This is a genomic window from Saccharospirillum sp. (assembly GCF_039982735.1).
Classification (GTDB): Bacteria; Pseudomonadota; Gammaproteobacteria; order Pseudomonadales; family Natronospirillaceae; genus Saccharospirillum.
Window position 1 is genome coordinate 110,059 of record NZ_JBDWXV010000017.1, and the last position, 15,649, is coordinate 125,707.

Sequence of the window (15,649 nt, forward strand, 5' to 3'; positions counted from 1 at the left end):
GTTTACTTGTCGGTTTTGAAGATTAGTGTAAGACTCGGCGATTAACACCAGCAAAGAATCAGGAACCAGCAGCATGAGTAGTGTGAAAAGCGCAACGGCTCGCCCGAAAAAGTCATCGTCTTCTGAGCCCACTAGCCGTACTTCGCTGTCTTCGGTTAGCAATGCCCTGAAAATGATGAACGCCTTTTCCAACGAAACCAACGAACTGGGCATAACCGAACTTGCCCGGGCATTGAATGTTGCCAAAAGCACTGCACACCGTATCGCCACAACGCTGGCGGAAGACCACTACCTGGAAAAAAACCCGGCAAATGACAAATACCGCCTGGGTTTAGCCTTATTCAGGCTGGGTGCCTTGGTGCGTCGACGCATGAACGTCTCATATGAGTCCCGCCCCATGCTGATGGAACTGCGCTCCCGGACCAATGAAACCATTCTGTTGGCAATTCCGGATGAAGATCAGATTTTGTACGCTTTCCACCTTGAAAGCAGTCATGCCATTCGCATGCGATCTGACATAGGTGTGCGTAAGCCTATGGTATGCACGGCGGAAGGCCAGGTACTGCTTGCGTTTATGCCGGAATCCGAAAGAAACCTGATACTGCAGAAACCGATCAAACGGCGAACGGCACATACGATCACCGACGCAAACGTCTTGAAAACAAAATTGGAGACCATTCGCCTGCAAGGCTATTCACTGGAAGATCAGGAAAGTGAAACCGGAATGCGCTCCATCGCAGCGCCCATCTACAACAATGAACGAACGGTCGTAGCCAGCGTGGCACTTGCCGGGCCCGTTATACGAATGAAAAATGAGCTCATTCCTGGCCTTGCGGACCAGGTAATCCAAACCGCCATGGAAATTTCTCATAGGCTGGGGTATTAAACTCCGAGACCGCAACCTGCTCGAGAAAGTAAACAGGGTCTTTCCCTACATCGAATCACAGCGCCCGTTTTTATAGCAGCTGACCTACAGCCAGACATTAGGTTCAACTCACAGAATTTTCACCAGCAACTGGCATCCTCACTTCATCGACACAGCCGATCAATGAGGAGAACGCCATGACACTGCATTGCGCATCAAACAGAACCCTGCACCGGCTCGCAGCCAGCGTTCACTGTCTGGACAATGGCAAAACGCCCCGCACTGGGAAACCTTCACCTCAGCAGCAATCAGAAGAAGCGCTGCTGCGTCGCATTAAGTGCCACCTGATGACCGAACTGGATTATCAGGATCAAACACACCTGAAAATCTATGTGTCACTGGCCATGCCAACCAGCCTTCAAGCACTGACCAGCGACATTACGTTTCATGTCGATGATCAACGCCACACTTTGCGGGTAACCGACCTCGGGGGCAACAACCTGCCAGAGGAAAACAACTGGCAGGCGATGGTTTATCGGGGTACCGCAGTCAGCGGTACCGTCGCGGCGTCGGTCAGTTTGGGGTGTTCGTAGCAACAGGGACTCGTAACTACAAGAATTCGGGTAACTTCAGGAGTTCTCGTAACTTCAGGAATTCTCGTAACTACACGGATGTTCATTACAACAGGGATGTTCACAACGACAGGCCAGCCCGCGAACAATATGCAGTTAATGCACTCAATACTCATTAAGCGCACAATCTTTTACCGATAATCCTGCCTCTTTACTCTCAAGCCAGCCTTCTTTAATCGGAGGCTGTGATTCCTGGAAACACCGCGTCCTTACTATAAAAACAATGGGATAACCCCTAATGCGTCGAACTTTATTTCGTTTGCTGTCGAATCAGGCGGCCGGGCTATCGTGCCTGGCGCTGCTATGCATTGGCCTGAGCGCTCATGCCGAGCCTCCGGACGACCTGCATTTCATCATACCGGGTGGCGAAGGCGGCGGCTGGGATCTTACTGCCCGCACGGTCGGCCAGACACTGCAGGAAGCAGGCATCGTTGGCCGAGTGAGTTACAACAATCTATCGGGCAACAGCGGTGGCATTGCGATGTCGAGACTGGTCAATGGCCCCAATGAGCATCCCAACACACTGATGGTGAATTCAACACCCATCATCGTTCGTTCCCTGTCGAATATTTTTGATCATACCTATCAGGATTTAACGCCGGTGGTATCCCTTATCGGTGATTACGGCGCTCTGGTCGTTGCCAACGATTCGGAGCATCAAACCTTCGAAGATCTGGTGACCGCCTTCAAGAACGACCCCTTTCATGTGACGTTCGGTGGCGGCTCGGCTCGCGGAGATCTGGATAACATTGTGGTCGCGTCCATTATGCGCGAGGCGGTGGGTAAAAAAGCCCGGTACTTGCACTACCAGGCATACGACGGTGGCGGCGATGCCATGGCTGCCCTGCTCGGTGGCGAGGTTGATAGCCTGGTCACCGGGTTTGGCGAAGCCATTCAATGGCAGCGCGATAACCAGGTTCGCATACTCGGCATCACCGCGCCCGAACGCAGCCCGGCTGACAACCAAGTACCGACGTTCAAGGAGCAGGGCTACGATGTGAACTTTGTTAACTGGCGCGGTTTCTTTGCACCCCCCAATCTGCCCGACCGCCAAACCAACCAGTACATCGAGCTGTTTCAACAACTGAACCAGAGCAATGAGTGGCGTCAGGCCATGACCGCGCGCGGCTGGGTTTCAACCTTTCATACAGGGCGGGATTTCGAACAATTTCTGGCCCGGCAGGAACGGGAACTGCTCGACGTCATGCGGGATCTGAACATCTATTACCTCGGCTATTAGCAGGCTGTTGAAATTCGTAGAATTTCGGCACCCAGCTACCGGAACATGGATGTTCCGGCAAAATCGATGACATTAAGGCATTGATTTTGGGAGAGAAGCGGAAATCGCAATTTTCGCTTCTCGTGTGTTGACCAATTCGTCGGGAACGAATTGGCAGGTTACCCCGTAGGGTGAGCTACAAGGATGTAGCTCATAAAAAGGCAGGATGCCTTTTTCAACAACCTATTAGTGCACAAGGATACCACCATGCAAACAATAACTACCCGGCTCACCAACCTGAGTCTGAAATGGAAGATGACTGCAGGCTTTGGTGTGGTTATTGGGCTGGTGATTCTGCTGTCACTGTTCGCGGTAAACGGATTCAGGCAGGTTGTCGACACTTTTCACCAGAAAGAAAACGTCAGCCGGATGAACGTGCAGGCGCTGCAGGCGCAAATCGCACAGCGACACTTTGAATCCACCGGCGCCGATGCCCGGCTGGAACAGGCGGGTGCCCTGCTCGCAGACATCAGTACCGCGGCGAGCGGTACCAACGCATTCGATCAGCAACCCCCTTTGCTTTCGTTGCTAAACGAGTACCAGGCTTCACTGGCACTATTTGGCACCAGTCACCGCCAACAGCAAACCGCGTTAAACACCATTGAGCAGGCAAGCCATACTGCAACGGCCAGCATGCAGCAACTGACCGCAGCCGTTGAAAGCGAGCTGGCATCGCGAATCAGTCTGTACAGCGATGCGGAACTGACCTCCCTGTTCAAGCAATATCAGGGTGCCATAGCGCTCGATCAGGCTTTACGACAGAACCACATTCAATGGCTAAGCGCCCTGGGCGCACAAAACACGGGCGCGGTAACCCCCGACTTCATGTCGGGGATTGGCACACTGCAGTCTCTGGCTGAGTCACTCGACGCCAACATGACCATCGGCCAGGCACTGGCCCCGTTGCAGGCGGTGAATGACGACCTGGCCGTATTCGCCGACAGCTTGCAATCAGTAGCGGCCGCCACCGAACAGCAACAGCTGGTCAGGGCCGAAACAGAGAGTCACGATGCAGCACTGCAACAGGTGCTAACGGCTTGGGAACGCCAGATGAATGACACTATGGCCAGCGCAGACACTCGCTTTCTATCAGGCGTATCAATACTGGGGCTGATCATTTTGCTCGTTGCAGCACTGGTAGCCGTGGTGACCATTGGCTCCGTCATTCGACCCATCCGTGCACTCATGACTTTTATGACAGCGCTGGGCGAAGGCAATTTAACCAAGCGTGTTGATATTCAACGCAACGATGAAATTGGCCAGCTGTTTCATGCCAGCCAGAAAACGTCCGACAACCTCAGGGCGTTGGTCGGTCAGCTTTCCAGCGGCATCGATCAGTTGAGTGAAAACAGCGCTTCAATGGCAGACCATGCCCAGCGCAGTCACAAGGGGCTCACCGAACAAAAGACCGAGACCGATCAGGTCGCCACGGCCACACAAGAAATGTCGGTATCCATTCAGGAGGTAGCGACACACGCCACGAGCGCAGCGGAAGCAGTCGGTGCCTGCGACCATCAAACCACACTGGGCAGTCAGCGCATCGACCAGACCATCGAACTAAGCAGCCAACTGGCCCAGACCGTCACCCAGGCCCGAAGCCAGATCCAAACTGTTAAGGAAGAGTGCGACCAGATTGATGCCATCATCGATCTGATCGCCGACGTTGCCCAGCAAACGAATTTACTGGCATTGAATGCCGCCATCGAATCGGCCCGCGCCGGAGAAGCGGGCCGGGGGTTCTCTGTCGTTGCCGATGAAGTACGCAGCCTCTCGCTCAGAACCCAGGATGCCACCGAAAAAGTGTATCGACTGGTTAAACAGCTACAGACCAAAGCGTCGGAAGCCCTGCTGCAAATGAACGAGAATGCAACCTTGTCGGAGGAATGCCAAGCGGAAGCAACGCAAGCACAGGCCGCGTTCAATCAGGTCCGCGAGGCCGTTGGCGTTATCCGCAATATGAATCACCAGATTGCCAGCGCCGTGGCAGAGCAATCGGTTGTCGCCGAAGACATCAGCCAGCGACTCGTTCACATACAGGAAGCATCCGACCAAGCACTCAACGCCAGTGAACAATCACTGGCGTCAGCCGAGCAGTTAAACACCCTCGGTACAGGCCTGCATGAAGGCGCGCACCGCTTCGTGTTTCGTTGAGCCTCTACCTCCAATTGGCCCGGCATGTCAGTACGGGTGGTCTTATCGTCATTGATTCAGTGTCGCGCACAACTCCAGCCAGTCCCTACCAGGCTTCCATCACGATTTTCCCGACTCTGCTACTCAGTACCCGGCCCTAGCAGGGAATCGAAAATATGGACAATCCCGCTGTATATATTCAATAAACTGTCTGGTTCAGCAAAATTCGACAGGCAGGTCACGACCAAAGCAGAATCTAACCCCTTGACCCTAATGAAGTATTCTAACCGACACCCAAATACGACCTGGCCGACATAAGGGCTGGCAAACAGGAGCAGCGCGGACTAACATGACCCTGTAGTTTGTATTATAAAAAGACAATAAAAATCAGAGCACTGCCATGACTGAAGCCATAAACCTCGATCCGCTGATGCCCGGCTACCCCTTCAACGCCCACCTGGTAGCAGGAATAACCCCTATCGACCAGGGGGGAGAACTCGATTTCTGGATTGAACGTCCCTCCGGATTGAAGGGCTACATTCTGAATCTCACCACCTCGGGTTCCGGGCTCGTCTTCCCGGGGTCAAAGCACGAAACCCGGGTGAACACCGGCGATATGATGCTGATTCCAGCGGGCGCCTGCCATGACTACGGCCGCCACCCCGATGCGTCTAACTGGCACCACCGCTGGGTCTATTTCCGCCCGAGAGCAACCTGGAGCGAATGGCTGAACTGGGCCCAGGTGACTCGCAATGTCGGATTCATGACCATCGAGTCGCGAGAACGTGTGCAACTGATCAGCCAGTTATTCAAAGACATCGACAGCAGCCGGAAAAACGGGAACATGTTGTCGGAAGAACTGGGGCTGAACTTACTGGAACAAATTCTCATTCGGTGCCGGGAATTCGACCAGCAACGGCCTCAGGCCCCGCTGGACAATCGCATTCACCGTGTGTGCCAGTTCATCAACGACAACCTGAGCAAGGAGCTTTCCATTGCCGAGCTATCCAGTGTTGCCTGCATGTCCAGCTCCCGGTTTTCCCATCTGTTCCGCAAGCAACTGGGCATCCCGATCCGCCAGTGGATCGAAGACCAGCGCATCAGCCTGGCCCGGCAACTGTTGCTGACCACCGACCTGGCGGTGAGCCAGGTGGCGCAGTATCTCGGTTATCAGGATGCGCTGTATTTCTCCCGGGTCTTTCGCAAAAACCTCGGTCTTAGCCCTCGTGAATTCAGAAAGAGCCACCAGTAAGGTGGCTCTTTTGTTCCGACTCTAACAACCTTTCTGCACCCGAGCGTTCTGCCTAGGTGGTTTCCACTTTTTGCATGGCAGGCTGTTCTTTCATGGCATGCTGGTCTGTGGGCGCCGGATCCTTCCCGGAGTATCGTCGGGTAAAATGAACAATCGCTTTCTGCATTAGAATAAACATCAGCAGCAACGCGCCAATGGCCACTTTTGTCCACCAGCTGTTCAAACTTCCATCGAAAATGATCAGCGTCTGAATAATGCCCTGAATCAGAGCTCCCAGGAACGCGCCAAAAACAAAGCCGACACCGCCAGTGAGCAAGGTCCCCCCGATCACCACGGCGGCAATAGCATCCAGCTCCACTCCCACAGCGGCTAGTGGATAAGCCGAGCCGGTGTAAATGGCAAAGATAACGCCAGCCGCGCCGCTGTATAACCCGCTTAACGCGTAAATCCTTACCAGCGTCGATTTGACCGGCACGCCCATTAACGCCGCCGATTGAGCATCACCACCCACGGCATAAACGTTAAGACCGAATCGTGTCCGCTTGGCAACCACAACCCCTATCGCCAGCAATGCCAGCATGGCCATGGCGATAAACGTCAGCCCGCCGCGACCAGGCAAAGGCACATAAATCTCCGACAAGGTCACCAGCAATTCATGGTCGATGGGGACCGAGTTAAGGTTGATCATGTAAGCCAGGCCCCTGAACAGAAACAACCCTGCCAGCGTGACGATAAACGGCTGAATCTCAAAGTAGGCAATGATCACCCCCATCACCATGCCAAAAAAGGTAGCCGTGCACAGCGCAATAATGGCTGCATACACCGGGTGAATCCCCAGACCGGTAATCAGATAGGCGAGCAGGACGCCCACAAAGGCGATCATCGACCCCACGGAAAGATCGATCCCGCCGGAGATAATCACAAAACTCATCCCGACGGCGGTCACAATCAGAAAGGCGTTGTCAGTCAGCAGGTTGGTAAACACCAGCGTATCCCGAAACCCCTTGTACTCAACCATGCCGTACCCGTAGAGGAGAATAAAAACCAGCAATGTCGCGATGACAGGCAAATACCGTTCATTAAGCATCGGACGCCCTCCTGAACGATTGCACCCGGGCTTTTATAAAGTCCTGGGTCACCTTCGATTGCAACAGCAGCACCAGCAAGATAATACTGGCCTTAACAATGAGGTTGTATTGGGCTGGCAAGCCACTGGTCAGTATCGCTGTGGTCAGGGTTTGAATGATCAGTGCACCGACGATGGTCAGCCCCAGGTAGATGCGGCCGCCACTGAGTGATGCACCGGCAATGACCACCGCCAGAATGGCATCCAGTTCAAGCCAGAGCCCTGCGTTATTGGCGTCGGCACCGCGAATATCGGCAGCGATTATCACACCTGCCAGGGCCGCGCAGAAACCAGAAAACACATAGACCATCAGTATCAGCAACTTCGAATCGATACCGACCAGGCGGCTGGCTTCTGAATTGCCGCCGACCGCCTCCAGGAACATGCCCAGCGCCGTCTTGCGCAACACCAGCACCGTAATCGCAATGATCACCGCCGCCAATACAACGCGGGCCGGCAGCCCCAAGAAAAACCCGTTGCCAATGCCGTTAATAAAGTCCGAATGGAAGGTCACAATCTGGCCGCCGGTGATCATCTGAGCGATGCCCCGGCCGGCGACCATCAGAATGAGCGTGGCGACAATCGGTTGAATCCCAAACACAGCCACTAAGGTTCCGTTCCACAACCCACACACCATGCCTGCCAACAGCGCGCACCCAAGAACAATTAACGGGTGCAGTTCGGTCGAGGCAGTCAGCACCGCCGTTACCGCGCCGCAGATGGCAATGATGGCCCCAACCGACAAATCGATGCCCTTGGTGCCGATAACGACAGCCATACCCAGCGCGATCAACGCCGTGGGTGTTGATCGATGCAGTATATCGATCAGACTGCCATAAATATGGCCGTCAACGATCGAGAGTTTCAGAAAGCCGGGAACCACCAGGGCTGTTCCGACAATCAACAAAAACAACGAGATAATTGGGGCCAGGGTTCTGGCTTCCCACCTCATACTACGCTTAAGACGCATGAAACCCACCTATTCCAGTCATTGCGCTATCGCCTGAATAATTGATTTCTGGCTGATCTGAGTACCAACAATTTCCGACACCTTCTCACGATCCCGCAAGACCACCACCCGGTGCGCAAAGGCGACAATTTCCTCCACTTCGGACGATGCCACCAGCAAAGACATGCCCTCTTCGCACAGCTCCCGGATAATGTTCAGGATGTCGTGGTGCGCCCCCACATCAATACCGCGGGTCGGCTCATCCAGTATCAGTAGTGTTGGGTTGGTTACCAGCCAGCGTGCCAGTATCACCTTCTGCTGGTTGCCGCCACTCAGTTCACCGATGGGTTTTTCCATATCAGAGGTTTTGATACTCAGGCGTTCAATGAATTCGCTAACCACCGCTTGTTGTTCGGCCATGGGAATGCGAGACCACCAGCCCCGGGTCGATTGCAGTGCAAGAATCAGGTTCTCGCGAACACTCAACTCGGCAATGATGCCACGGTGCTTTCGATCTTCAGGGCAATAGGCCATGCCTTGCACAATGGCCTGCTTCGGCGTATTGATCGGCAACGACTGGCCAAGCCAGGTTTTACTGCCCTGATCTGAACGCGCGGCGCCATAGGCAAGCTCACACAATTCGGTTCGGCCCGACCCCAGCAAACCTGCCAGACCAACGATTTCGCCTCGTCGCAGCTTCAGGTCAACCGGCTTCAGCATGTTGGTTTTACCCACCTGACTCAACGACAACACCACCGGCTTTTCTTCCGCTTCGGTAATGTCACGCTGTTCATGCTGCAGCATATCCAGATCTTTACCCAGCATGTGGCCAACCAGCTCGGTTTGGGTCAGAGCACTGGTTTTGAAGGTGCCAACGTGGCTGCCATTGCGCAGCACGCTGATGGTGTCTGAAATGGCGTATACCTGGTCCAGAAAATGGGTGACAAAAATAATGGCCATGCCCTGAGCTTTCAGCTGACGCATCAGACCGAACAGCCGGGCAATTTCATCGCTGTCGAGACTCGCAGTAGGCTCATCCAGAATCAGCAGCCGGGCTTTGGAGCCCAGAGCGCGGGCAATGGCGACCATTTGTTGTACCGCAATGGAATGCGACACCAGCAAACTGTTCGGGTCGATATCGAGCCCGACTCGGGCCAGCATCTCTCTGGCCTGGCTTTGTGCACTTCGCCAGCGAATCATTCCGAAACGCCGGGGTTGGTCGAGCAGAGTCAGGTTTTCAGCAACCGTCATGGTTGGAATCAGGTTAATCTCCTGATAGACGGTGCGAATACCGCTGTTCTGCGCATCCTGAGAGTTTTTGATGTGAACCTTGCGACAATCCAGTAACAGATCTCCGCTGTCTTTAGCGTAGATACCGGTCAACACTTTAATCAGGGTAGATTTTCCGGCGCCGTTTTCACCCAGCAACGCATGCACCTCACCCGCGTGAAAGGTCAGCGACACATCGTTCAGGGCTCGTACTCCGGGAAATCGTTTATTGATATGTGCGATGGACAACAAGGGCGGCTGATTGACGTCCGTCATAATAGTCTTCCGCTGATAACATGACGCCCCACCCCCGGAAGGGGGCGGGGCCAGGTAGTGAACAAGCCTTAGCGGCGTGCCTGGTACTCTTCTTCTGCGGTGTCTGGCAGATACAGCGGACCGTTCGCCTTGATCCACTTATCGACTTCTTCGCCCTGCTCATGCGCAGCGATGGCATCGAAAGCCGGACCACCCAGGTGCGGGTTCAGTTCGATAGTGGCGTTAGCTTCGCCGTCGGCCATCGCCCGGAAAATATCGGGAACCGCGTCGATCGACAACACCAGAATGTCTTCAGCCGGTTGCAGTTGCGCTTCCTTGATCGCCTGAATAGCGCCCAGGGCCATGTCATCATTGTGAGCAAACAGCGCACAGATGTTGTCGCCGCCGCCTTCCGCTTTCAGAAAGCTTTCCATCACTTCCTTGCCGCCCGCCCGGGTAAAGTCACCCGACTGCGAGCGAATAATGTTCATGTTCGGGAAGTTGGAAATCACCGAGTCGAAACCGGTTTTACGGTCAATGGCAGCGGAAGAACCGACGGTGCCCTGAAGCTCAACAATATCACAGACGCCATTGGTTTCAGCGGCCAGCCAGGAAGCCGCCAGAGCGCCTTCTTCGGTAAAGTCAGAGGCGACTTTGGTCAGATAGAGGCTGGGGTCGGCATCGACACCGCGGTCGATCAGGACCACCGGAATTTCCGCACGCTGGGCTTCGCGCAATACCTGATCCCAGCCGGTTTCAACCACCGGTGCGAGCAGAATGCCATCAACACCCTGAGCGATGAATGAACGAACTGCCTTAATCTGGTTTTCCTGTCGTTGCTGAGCATCGGAGAATTTCAGATCGATGCCACGCGCTTCGGCTTCGGCTTTAATGGAGTTGGTTTCGGAGGTCCGCCAGCCGCTTTCAGAGCCGATTTGTGAGAAGCCATAGGTTTCGGCGAACGCCGGGCTGCTGAGTAGAACCGCAGTGCTGGCAGCCAGTGCTGGCAGCATCGATGTAAACGTCTTGCTAAGTTTCATAATTCACCCCTTGTGAGATTGTTGTTAGCATGGGTACACGGTGATCGTGAGTCAGCGCCACTAAAACTTACGGCCATGGGGTGAACAAGTAAATCCGGTCACCCGGACTCTAGTCCTTTTGTCCATATTCACAGCCTAATTAGCGTAAGGTGTTCTCAAACTGCAATCCAGGGGGTCAACATTGCCCCTGTTACGGGCCGTCAGCCCGGTGTCGCTTTCGGGCGTTTAATAGACTGGGTTAGTCTGAGCGGTACGTCAGTGCGTACCCTTAAACCACCTGATAATCACATGAGACTTGTTCATGCCCCATCGCCCGGTCATCCGGCACCTTATCACTGTTGTGGCCTTTGTAGCGCTCTTTGTCGCACTCTCGCTGCCCAACCGGCTGGTCTGGATCGCGCCACCCGCTTTTGTCTTTTTCCCGCTGGAAATGCTGGTCATCGGTTTCCTATTACTGATTCCGGGCGTTGTCGGTAAAGGCGTGCATGGTTTGCTGGCAGCGATGCTGGGCCTGGGCATGCTGCTGCGCGGCGCTGATCTGGTCACCCACGAAATCTTTGCGCGACGCTTTAATCCGGTTTTCGACAGCCACCTGCTGGCGGATGCCAGCCGCCTGCTGAGCGGGGTACTGGGCAGCCTGGCGTCGGTATTGGTTGCGCTCGGGCTGGTGTTGATCGTCGCCCTGGTGTGCTGGCTGGCTTATGTCATGCTCGGGCGTATTCAACGCACCTTGCAAGCCGCGCCGCGTCTGGCCGGTGTAGCATTGCTGGCGCTGTTGCTGGCCTGGGGCGGGCTAAAAGCCACGGGCTGGTCACGCGCCGATACCTTCGCCTGGGATCAACTGGTCGCCCACGGGCGGGATACCGTTCACAGCCTTCAGGATATACAGGACTTTGCAGCAACGGTAGGTGATGATGCCGCCGCCGAGCTTCCTGCCGACTCGTTGTTTTCACGCCTGGAAGGAAAAGATGTCTACATCGTGTTTGCCGAATCTTACGGCCGGGTGCTGCTGGAGCGAGACCCCTTCAAGGAACCCATAGCCGACAAACTGGCCTGGGCGGAAGCCGCGCTCGATGCCGAAGGCCTGCAGATGCGCAGCGCCTTTCTGACGGCCCCCACCGTGGGCGGACTGAGCTGGCTGGCCCATGCCTCGGTGCTGTCCGGCGCCTGGATCGACAGCGAAACCCGCTACAAGAGCCTCATTCTCAGTGAACGGGTCACCCTGAACCGGCTGTTTCAGCAGGCTGGCTGGCGTACCGTAGCGGCAATGCCGGCGATCAGCCTGGCCTGGCCCGAAGGCGACTATTACGGGTACGACCAAATCTACCATGCCCATAATTTCGGCTACGAGGGCCTGCCCTTCAACTGGGTAACCATGCCCGACCAGTACGTCTGGTCGGCTCTGCAGGCGCGCGAGCGCAGCGGGCAAAACCGGCCGCCGATCATGGCGGAACTGGCCCTGATTTCCTCGCACGCCCCCTGGACACCCAACACCCGGCTGGTGCCATGGGATCAGGTCGGCGACGGCCAAATCTTTAACGACCAGGCCCAGGCCGGGCCCAGCCCGGAAGAAGTCTGGAGCGATGTGAATTCCATTCGCCAGTATTACCGCCAATCGATCGAATACATGCTGGAAACGCTGGTCTCCTATCTGCAGGAGTACGGCGACGACGATCTGGTGCTGCTGGTGCTGGGCGACCACCAGGCTGCACCCATGATTACCGGCGATGCCGACAACCGAGACGTACCCGTACATCTGATTGCCAGTGACCCGGCGGTCATCGACGCCATCGAAGACTGGCAATGGCAACCCGGTCTGCTACCGGATGCCGACGCTCCGGTCTGGCGCATGGACCTTGTACGCGACCGCTTTATAGAGGCGTTTTCCGAACCAAGCGAGGAAGCTAACTGATGGCACACACCGGATGGCGCGAACGCCTGGGGCTTTGGCGCTCACTGCTGATGTATTACGGCATTCCCGGGCGACAGTCGCGCATGCGCCGTTGTTACGGGCAATTTATCCGCCCCGGCGACCTGTGTTTCGAGATCGGTGCCCATGTTGGCAACCGGCTGATGGCCTGGCGCGATCTGGACGCCACCGTCGTGGCCGTGGAACCACAACCCTTATTAATGGACACCTTGCGCCGCCGTTATGGCAAAGACCCGAAAATTACCCTGGTCGAGGAAGCCATAGGTGCCAAACCGGGCGAAGCCACCCTGTTTATTAGCACGCGTACGCCCACGGTCACGACGATGTCGCGGGAGTGGATAACCAAGGTGCAACAGGATGCGTCATTTCAGTCGGTACGTTGGGACCGCGAAGTGACCGTCCCCGTCACCACGCTCGATGCCCTGATCGAACTACACGGCGAGCCCCGGTTTTGTAAAATCGATGTTGAAGGGTTTGAACTGGCGGTATTACAGGGGTTATCCCAACCGCTGGCAGCCCTGTCGTTCGAGTACATTCCGGCCAGCATCGACATCGCGCTGGCTTGCATCAACCGCCTTGAAGATCTGGGCAACTACGAATACAACCTCGCCCCCGGCGAAACTCACCGCCTGCAATTCGACCGCTGGCTCACCCCGGGTGAAATGACACGCAAGCTGGAAGTGACCCGCGAAGGCAGCGGCGATGTGTATGCCAGACGCCTTGGGTCTTTCTCTTAACCCTATATCGGTGGCATTGGTCCGCATCGGCGACCTGGGACGCTCCCATGGGGTCGGCGGTCAAATTGACTGCATTGCCATTAGGCCGCGACGGGTGACAGGGTTGCTCCTGCGGGGGCGCTGTAAATACATCCATGTAAGCTTAACTTCGGCATCCATGCCTCAGATACCCCCGCAGGAGCAACCCTGCCACCCGCCGCTAGCGCATCGCAAACACCTACCTGGCATTTTTTAGAATGGCAACGCCAGAACATCGGTATGTCCAACGGTACAGGTACCAGTGCTTACCTTGGATAGCCGAAACTGAACCCAGTCTTCCAGCGAACTGGGCTCGATATCCGGGTTATCGGCAACTGCCCCTGCAATGCCAGTGATCAGCTCCGTCACCATCGCCTGATCGGCGCCGTCCAATACCCAGGGGCTGCTGGCGGAATACACCCTGAAGCCGGCTTGAGTGAACAGACGCTGCAAAACGGCACCGGAGTCAGGCCCCAGCGCCGGGCCAAGGCCCTTGTCTGTGCGCTGATCCTGATTAAACGCCGCCAGTACGGCGTCATCCAGCGGGTGACGCGGTGTCCAGTGCGTGGTGCCATCGTAATTCAGGGCGGCATAAAGACCGACCGGGTGTTGCTGGTTTTGCGCCTTCAGCGCCGTTGCCAGCGCACCTATAAAATGCTCGGACACCAGATCGAACAGCGCCGAGGCGGTAATGAGGCGAGCGCCATCCAATGGCAAGGCACTCAACGATGCCAGGTCCGCTATGCACGGCTCTATGTGATGCGTTGCGCCATGCCTACGCTCAGCTTCGGCAAGCAAAGCCGCATCGTTATCGACCAGACGCCAGGTCGGCAAGTGCTGCGTCGGCGAAGTTAGCGCTCGCAAGGTGGAACCGGTACCCGCCCCCAGATCAACCACCACTGGGTTCTGGTGTGAGGAACCACTCACTTCAAGCCACCGCATTGCCTGATCCCGCAGGGCGTTATCGCGAGCACGCCCGTCTGCGGCCTCGCGCAGATCAAGCCAATCGATACTGAATCCACTCATCGTTGCTGAGATTCCTTAGGGGTGTATTGCTTCGGCAAGCCGCGCCACCCGAAGGGCAGTATCGGCCCAGGTGGGTAGGTTGGCGGCTGCGTTGCGGGCACCGGCCTGCAATTGGCGGCGCAGGTCATCCCGGGTAATTAAACTGCGCAGGGCTTCTGTTAACGCAACGGTGTCGTCGGGCGGCACCAGCACGCCGGCCGACTCGGGTACCACATCCGGAACAGCACCGGCCCGGGCGGCGATCACCGGCAAGCCTGCGGCCAGCGCTTCGGCGAAGACCATGCCATAGCCTTCGTACCGGGAAGGCAGAACGAACAGGTCCGCATTCTGAAACTCGGGCGCCAGGTCATCGACCGCGCCCACCAGTTCAATACGGTCTTGCAACTGCCGTCGGTTCACCTGTTGCTGCAGGGCGTCGCTCCAGGCGGGGTCGAACCCTTTGCCGCCAACAAAGCGAGCCTGCCAGGGCAAGTCGGCCAGGGGTGCCAGCGCATCGATGAGTACATCATGGGCCTTGCGTCGGGTCAGGGAGGCAACCGTCAGCAACCGCAGCGGCGACCCAATGCAAGGAGCGAAAGGGGCCGGGTCGGTACCGGGCTGCGCTACCGTTACCTTGGTTGGCGGCATAGCGAACTGATCGATCAGACTCTGCCGGGTGTGCTCGCTGGTCACCAGCACAGCGCAGGCGGCGTGCAAGGCCCGCTGTTCCGACGCCTGAAACCGCTGCTGCTGAACCGGGTCGAGGCCCGATTCCAGCGCCAGTGGGTGATGGCATAGGGCAATGATGCGCAGCCGTTCTGATTCGGCTTCAGCGAGTTGATCCAGCGTGCCAAAGGCGAGCCCATCGATGATCACCACGGCACCATCCGGCACCGCCGCCAACGCTTGGCGGGCGTCTTCCAGCGCCTGTTCATCGGGGAACGGAAACTGGCTGGAAAGCGCGATGGTTTCAACGCCCTGGCCCAGTTGCCGCAGCTCGTGAATCAACCGGGAATCGTAGTGATAGCCGCCCGTGGGCGTCGCCAGGTTACCGGGATAAACGAAGTACACAGTGGTGATGTTCAACAGGGTTCTGATCCGTTCCCAACAGGGGGTCGTAGCTTATTGAGTAGCGTCCGGGCATGAGACGGCAAGCCGCCCA

At 56.4% G+C, this 15,649-nt stretch carries 13 protein-coding genes; 7 read left to right on the top strand and 6 right to left on the bottom strand.

Annotated elements, in window-relative coordinates:
- Positions 1-73 precede the first annotated feature (73 nt).
- The 5 genes from ABJT94_RS14970 (at position 74) to araC (ending at position 6,158) form a co-directional block, all read left to right on the top strand.
- Positions 74-886 carry an IclR family transcriptional regulator gene (locus ABJT94_RS14970; RefSeq protein WP_348477032.1) on the top strand — a complete coding sequence of 271 codons (813 nt, stop codon included), beginning with the start codon at positions 74-76 and terminating at the stop codon, positions 884-886.
- Positions 887-1,062: 176 nt separating this feature from the next.
- Positions 1,063-1,458, top strand: a complete 396-nt coding sequence (locus ABJT94_RS14975; protein ID WP_348477033.1) for a hypothetical protein — start codon at positions 1,063-1,065, stop codon at positions 1,456-1,458.
- A 277-nt stretch (positions 1,459-1,735) separates the two neighbouring features.
- Complete coding sequence (locus tag ABJT94_RS14980; protein WP_348477034.1) at positions 1,736-2,737, top strand: tripartite tricarboxylate transporter substrate-binding protein; 1,002 nt, start codon at positions 1,736-1,738, stop codon at positions 2,735-2,737.
- Between the two features lie 246 nt (positions 2,738-2,983).
- Entirely contained in the window at positions 2,984-4,927 is a 1,944-nt protein-coding gene (locus tag ABJT94_RS14985) for a methyl-accepting chemotaxis protein (protein WP_348477035.1), read from the top strand.
- A gap of 379 nt (positions 4,928-5,306) precedes the next feature.
- Positions 5,307-6,158: an arabinose operon transcriptional regulator AraC gene (gene araC, locus ABJT94_RS14990; RefSeq protein WP_348477036.1), complete on the top strand. Its 852-nt coding sequence runs from the start codon at positions 5,307-5,309 to the stop codon at positions 6,156-6,158.
- Positions 6,159-6,210: 52 nt separating this feature from the next.
- Here araC and yjfF read toward each other — a convergent pair whose 3' ends face one another.
- The 4 genes from yjfF to ABJT94_RS15010 all read right to left on the bottom strand — a co-directional run bounded on the left by yjfF (position 6,211) and on the right by ABJT94_RS15010 (position 10,797).
- Entirely contained in the window at positions 6,211-7,245 is a 1,035-nt protein-coding gene (yjfF, locus tag ABJT94_RS14995) for a galactofuranose ABC transporter, permease protein YjfF (protein WP_348477037.1), read from the bottom strand.
- Positions 7,238-8,254 carry an ABC transporter permease gene (locus tag ABJT94_RS15000; RefSeq protein ID WP_348477038.1) on the bottom strand — a complete coding sequence of 339 codons (1,017 nt, stop codon included), beginning with the start codon at positions 8,252-8,254 and terminating at the stop codon, positions 7,238-7,240. Before ABJT94_RS15000 ends, yjfF begins: the two co-directional genes overlap by 8 nt.
- 18 nt (positions 8,255-8,272) lie before the next feature.
- Complete coding sequence (locus tag ABJT94_RS15005; RefSeq protein ID WP_348477039.1) at positions 8,273-9,778, bottom strand: sugar ABC transporter ATP-binding protein; 1,506 nt, start codon at positions 9,776-9,778, stop codon at positions 8,273-8,275.
- Between the two features lie 68 nt (positions 9,779-9,846).
- Positions 9,847-10,797: an ABC transporter substrate-binding protein gene (locus ABJT94_RS15010; RefSeq protein ID WP_348477040.1), complete on the bottom strand. Its 951-nt coding sequence runs from the start codon at positions 10,795-10,797 to the stop codon at positions 9,847-9,849.
- Between the two features lie 301 nt (positions 10,798-11,098).
- Here ABJT94_RS15010 and ABJT94_RS15015 point away from each other — a divergent pair, with 301 nt between their 5' ends.
- Both ABJT94_RS15015 and ABJT94_RS15020 read left to right on the top strand, forming a co-directional pair.
- Positions 11,099-12,709 (top strand): hypothetical protein, encoded by a 1,611-nt coding sequence (locus tag ABJT94_RS15015; protein WP_348477041.1) that lies wholly within the window; start codon positions 11,099-11,101, stop codon positions 12,707-12,709.
- Positions 12,709-13,464, top strand: coding sequence for an FkbM family methyltransferase (locus ABJT94_RS15020; RefSeq protein ID WP_348477042.1), 756 nt, complete (start codon positions 12,709-12,711; stop codon positions 13,462-13,464). The genes ABJT94_RS15015 and ABJT94_RS15020 overlap by 1 nt, the downstream gene beginning before the upstream one ends.
- Before the next feature lie 231 nt (positions 13,465-13,695).
- Here ABJT94_RS15020 and ABJT94_RS15025 read toward each other — a convergent pair whose 3' ends face one another.
- Together ABJT94_RS15025 and ABJT94_RS15030 are read right to left on the bottom strand one after the other, a co-directional pair.
- On the bottom strand, positions 13,696-14,508 hold the full coding sequence (locus ABJT94_RS15025; protein WP_348477044.1) for a class I SAM-dependent methyltransferase: 813 nt from the start codon (positions 14,506-14,508) through the stop codon (positions 13,696-13,698).
- A gap of 15 nt (positions 14,509-14,523) precedes the next feature.
- Positions 14,524-15,573 carry a glycosyltransferase family 4 protein gene (locus tag ABJT94_RS15030; RefSeq protein WP_348477046.1) on the bottom strand — a complete coding sequence of 350 codons (1,050 nt, stop codon included), beginning with the start codon at positions 15,571-15,573 and terminating at the stop codon, positions 14,524-14,526.
- Between the last annotated feature and the right edge of the window lie 76 nt (positions 15,574-15,649).

Bases quoted from the DNA above. Each gene is read 5' to 3' on its own strand.
- ABJT94_RS15020 (WP_348477042.1), top strand. From the start codon at position 12,709: ATGGCACACACCGGATGGCGCGAACGCCTGGGGCTTTGGCGCTCACTG.
- ABJT94_RS14970 (WP_348477032.1), top strand. From the start codon at position 74: ATGAGTAGTGTGAAAAGCGCAACGGCTCGCCCGAAAAAGTCATCGTCT.
- ABJT94_RS15025 (WP_348477044.1), bottom strand. From the start codon at position 14,508: ATGAGTGGATTCAGTATCGATTGGCTTGATCTGCGCGAGGCCGCAGAC.
- ABJT94_RS15010 (WP_348477040.1), bottom strand. From the start codon at position 10,797: ATGAAACTTAGCAAGACGTTTACATCGATGCTGCCAGCACTGGCTGCC.
- ABJT94_RS15005 (WP_348477039.1), bottom strand. From the start codon at position 9,778: ATGACGGACGTCAATCAGCCGCCCTTGTTGTCCATCGCACATATCAAT.
- yjfF (WP_348477037.1), bottom strand. From the start codon at position 7,245: ATGCTTAATGAACGGTATTTGCCTGTCATCGCGACATTGCTGGTTTTT.
- ABJT94_RS14975 (WP_348477033.1), top strand. From the start codon at position 1,063: ATGACACTGCATTGCGCATCAAACAGAACCCTGCACCGGCTCGCAGCC.
- ABJT94_RS15015 (WP_348477041.1), top strand. From the start codon at position 11,099: ATGCCCCATCGCCCGGTCATCCGGCACCTTATCACTGTTGTGGCCTTT.
- araC (WP_348477036.1), top strand. From the start codon at position 5,307: ATGACTGAAGCCATAAACCTCGATCCGCTGATGCCCGGCTACCCCTTC.
- ABJT94_RS14980 (WP_348477034.1), top strand. From the start codon at position 1,736: ATGCGTCGAACTTTATTTCGTTTGCTGTCGAATCAGGCGGCCGGGCTA.
- ABJT94_RS15000 (WP_348477038.1), bottom strand. From the start codon at position 8,254: ATGCGTCTTAAGCGTAGTATGAGGTGGGAAGCCAGAACCCTGGCCCCA.
- ABJT94_RS14985 (WP_348477035.1), top strand. From the start codon at position 2,984: ATGCAAACAATAACTACCCGGCTCACCAACCTGAGTCTGAAATGGAAG.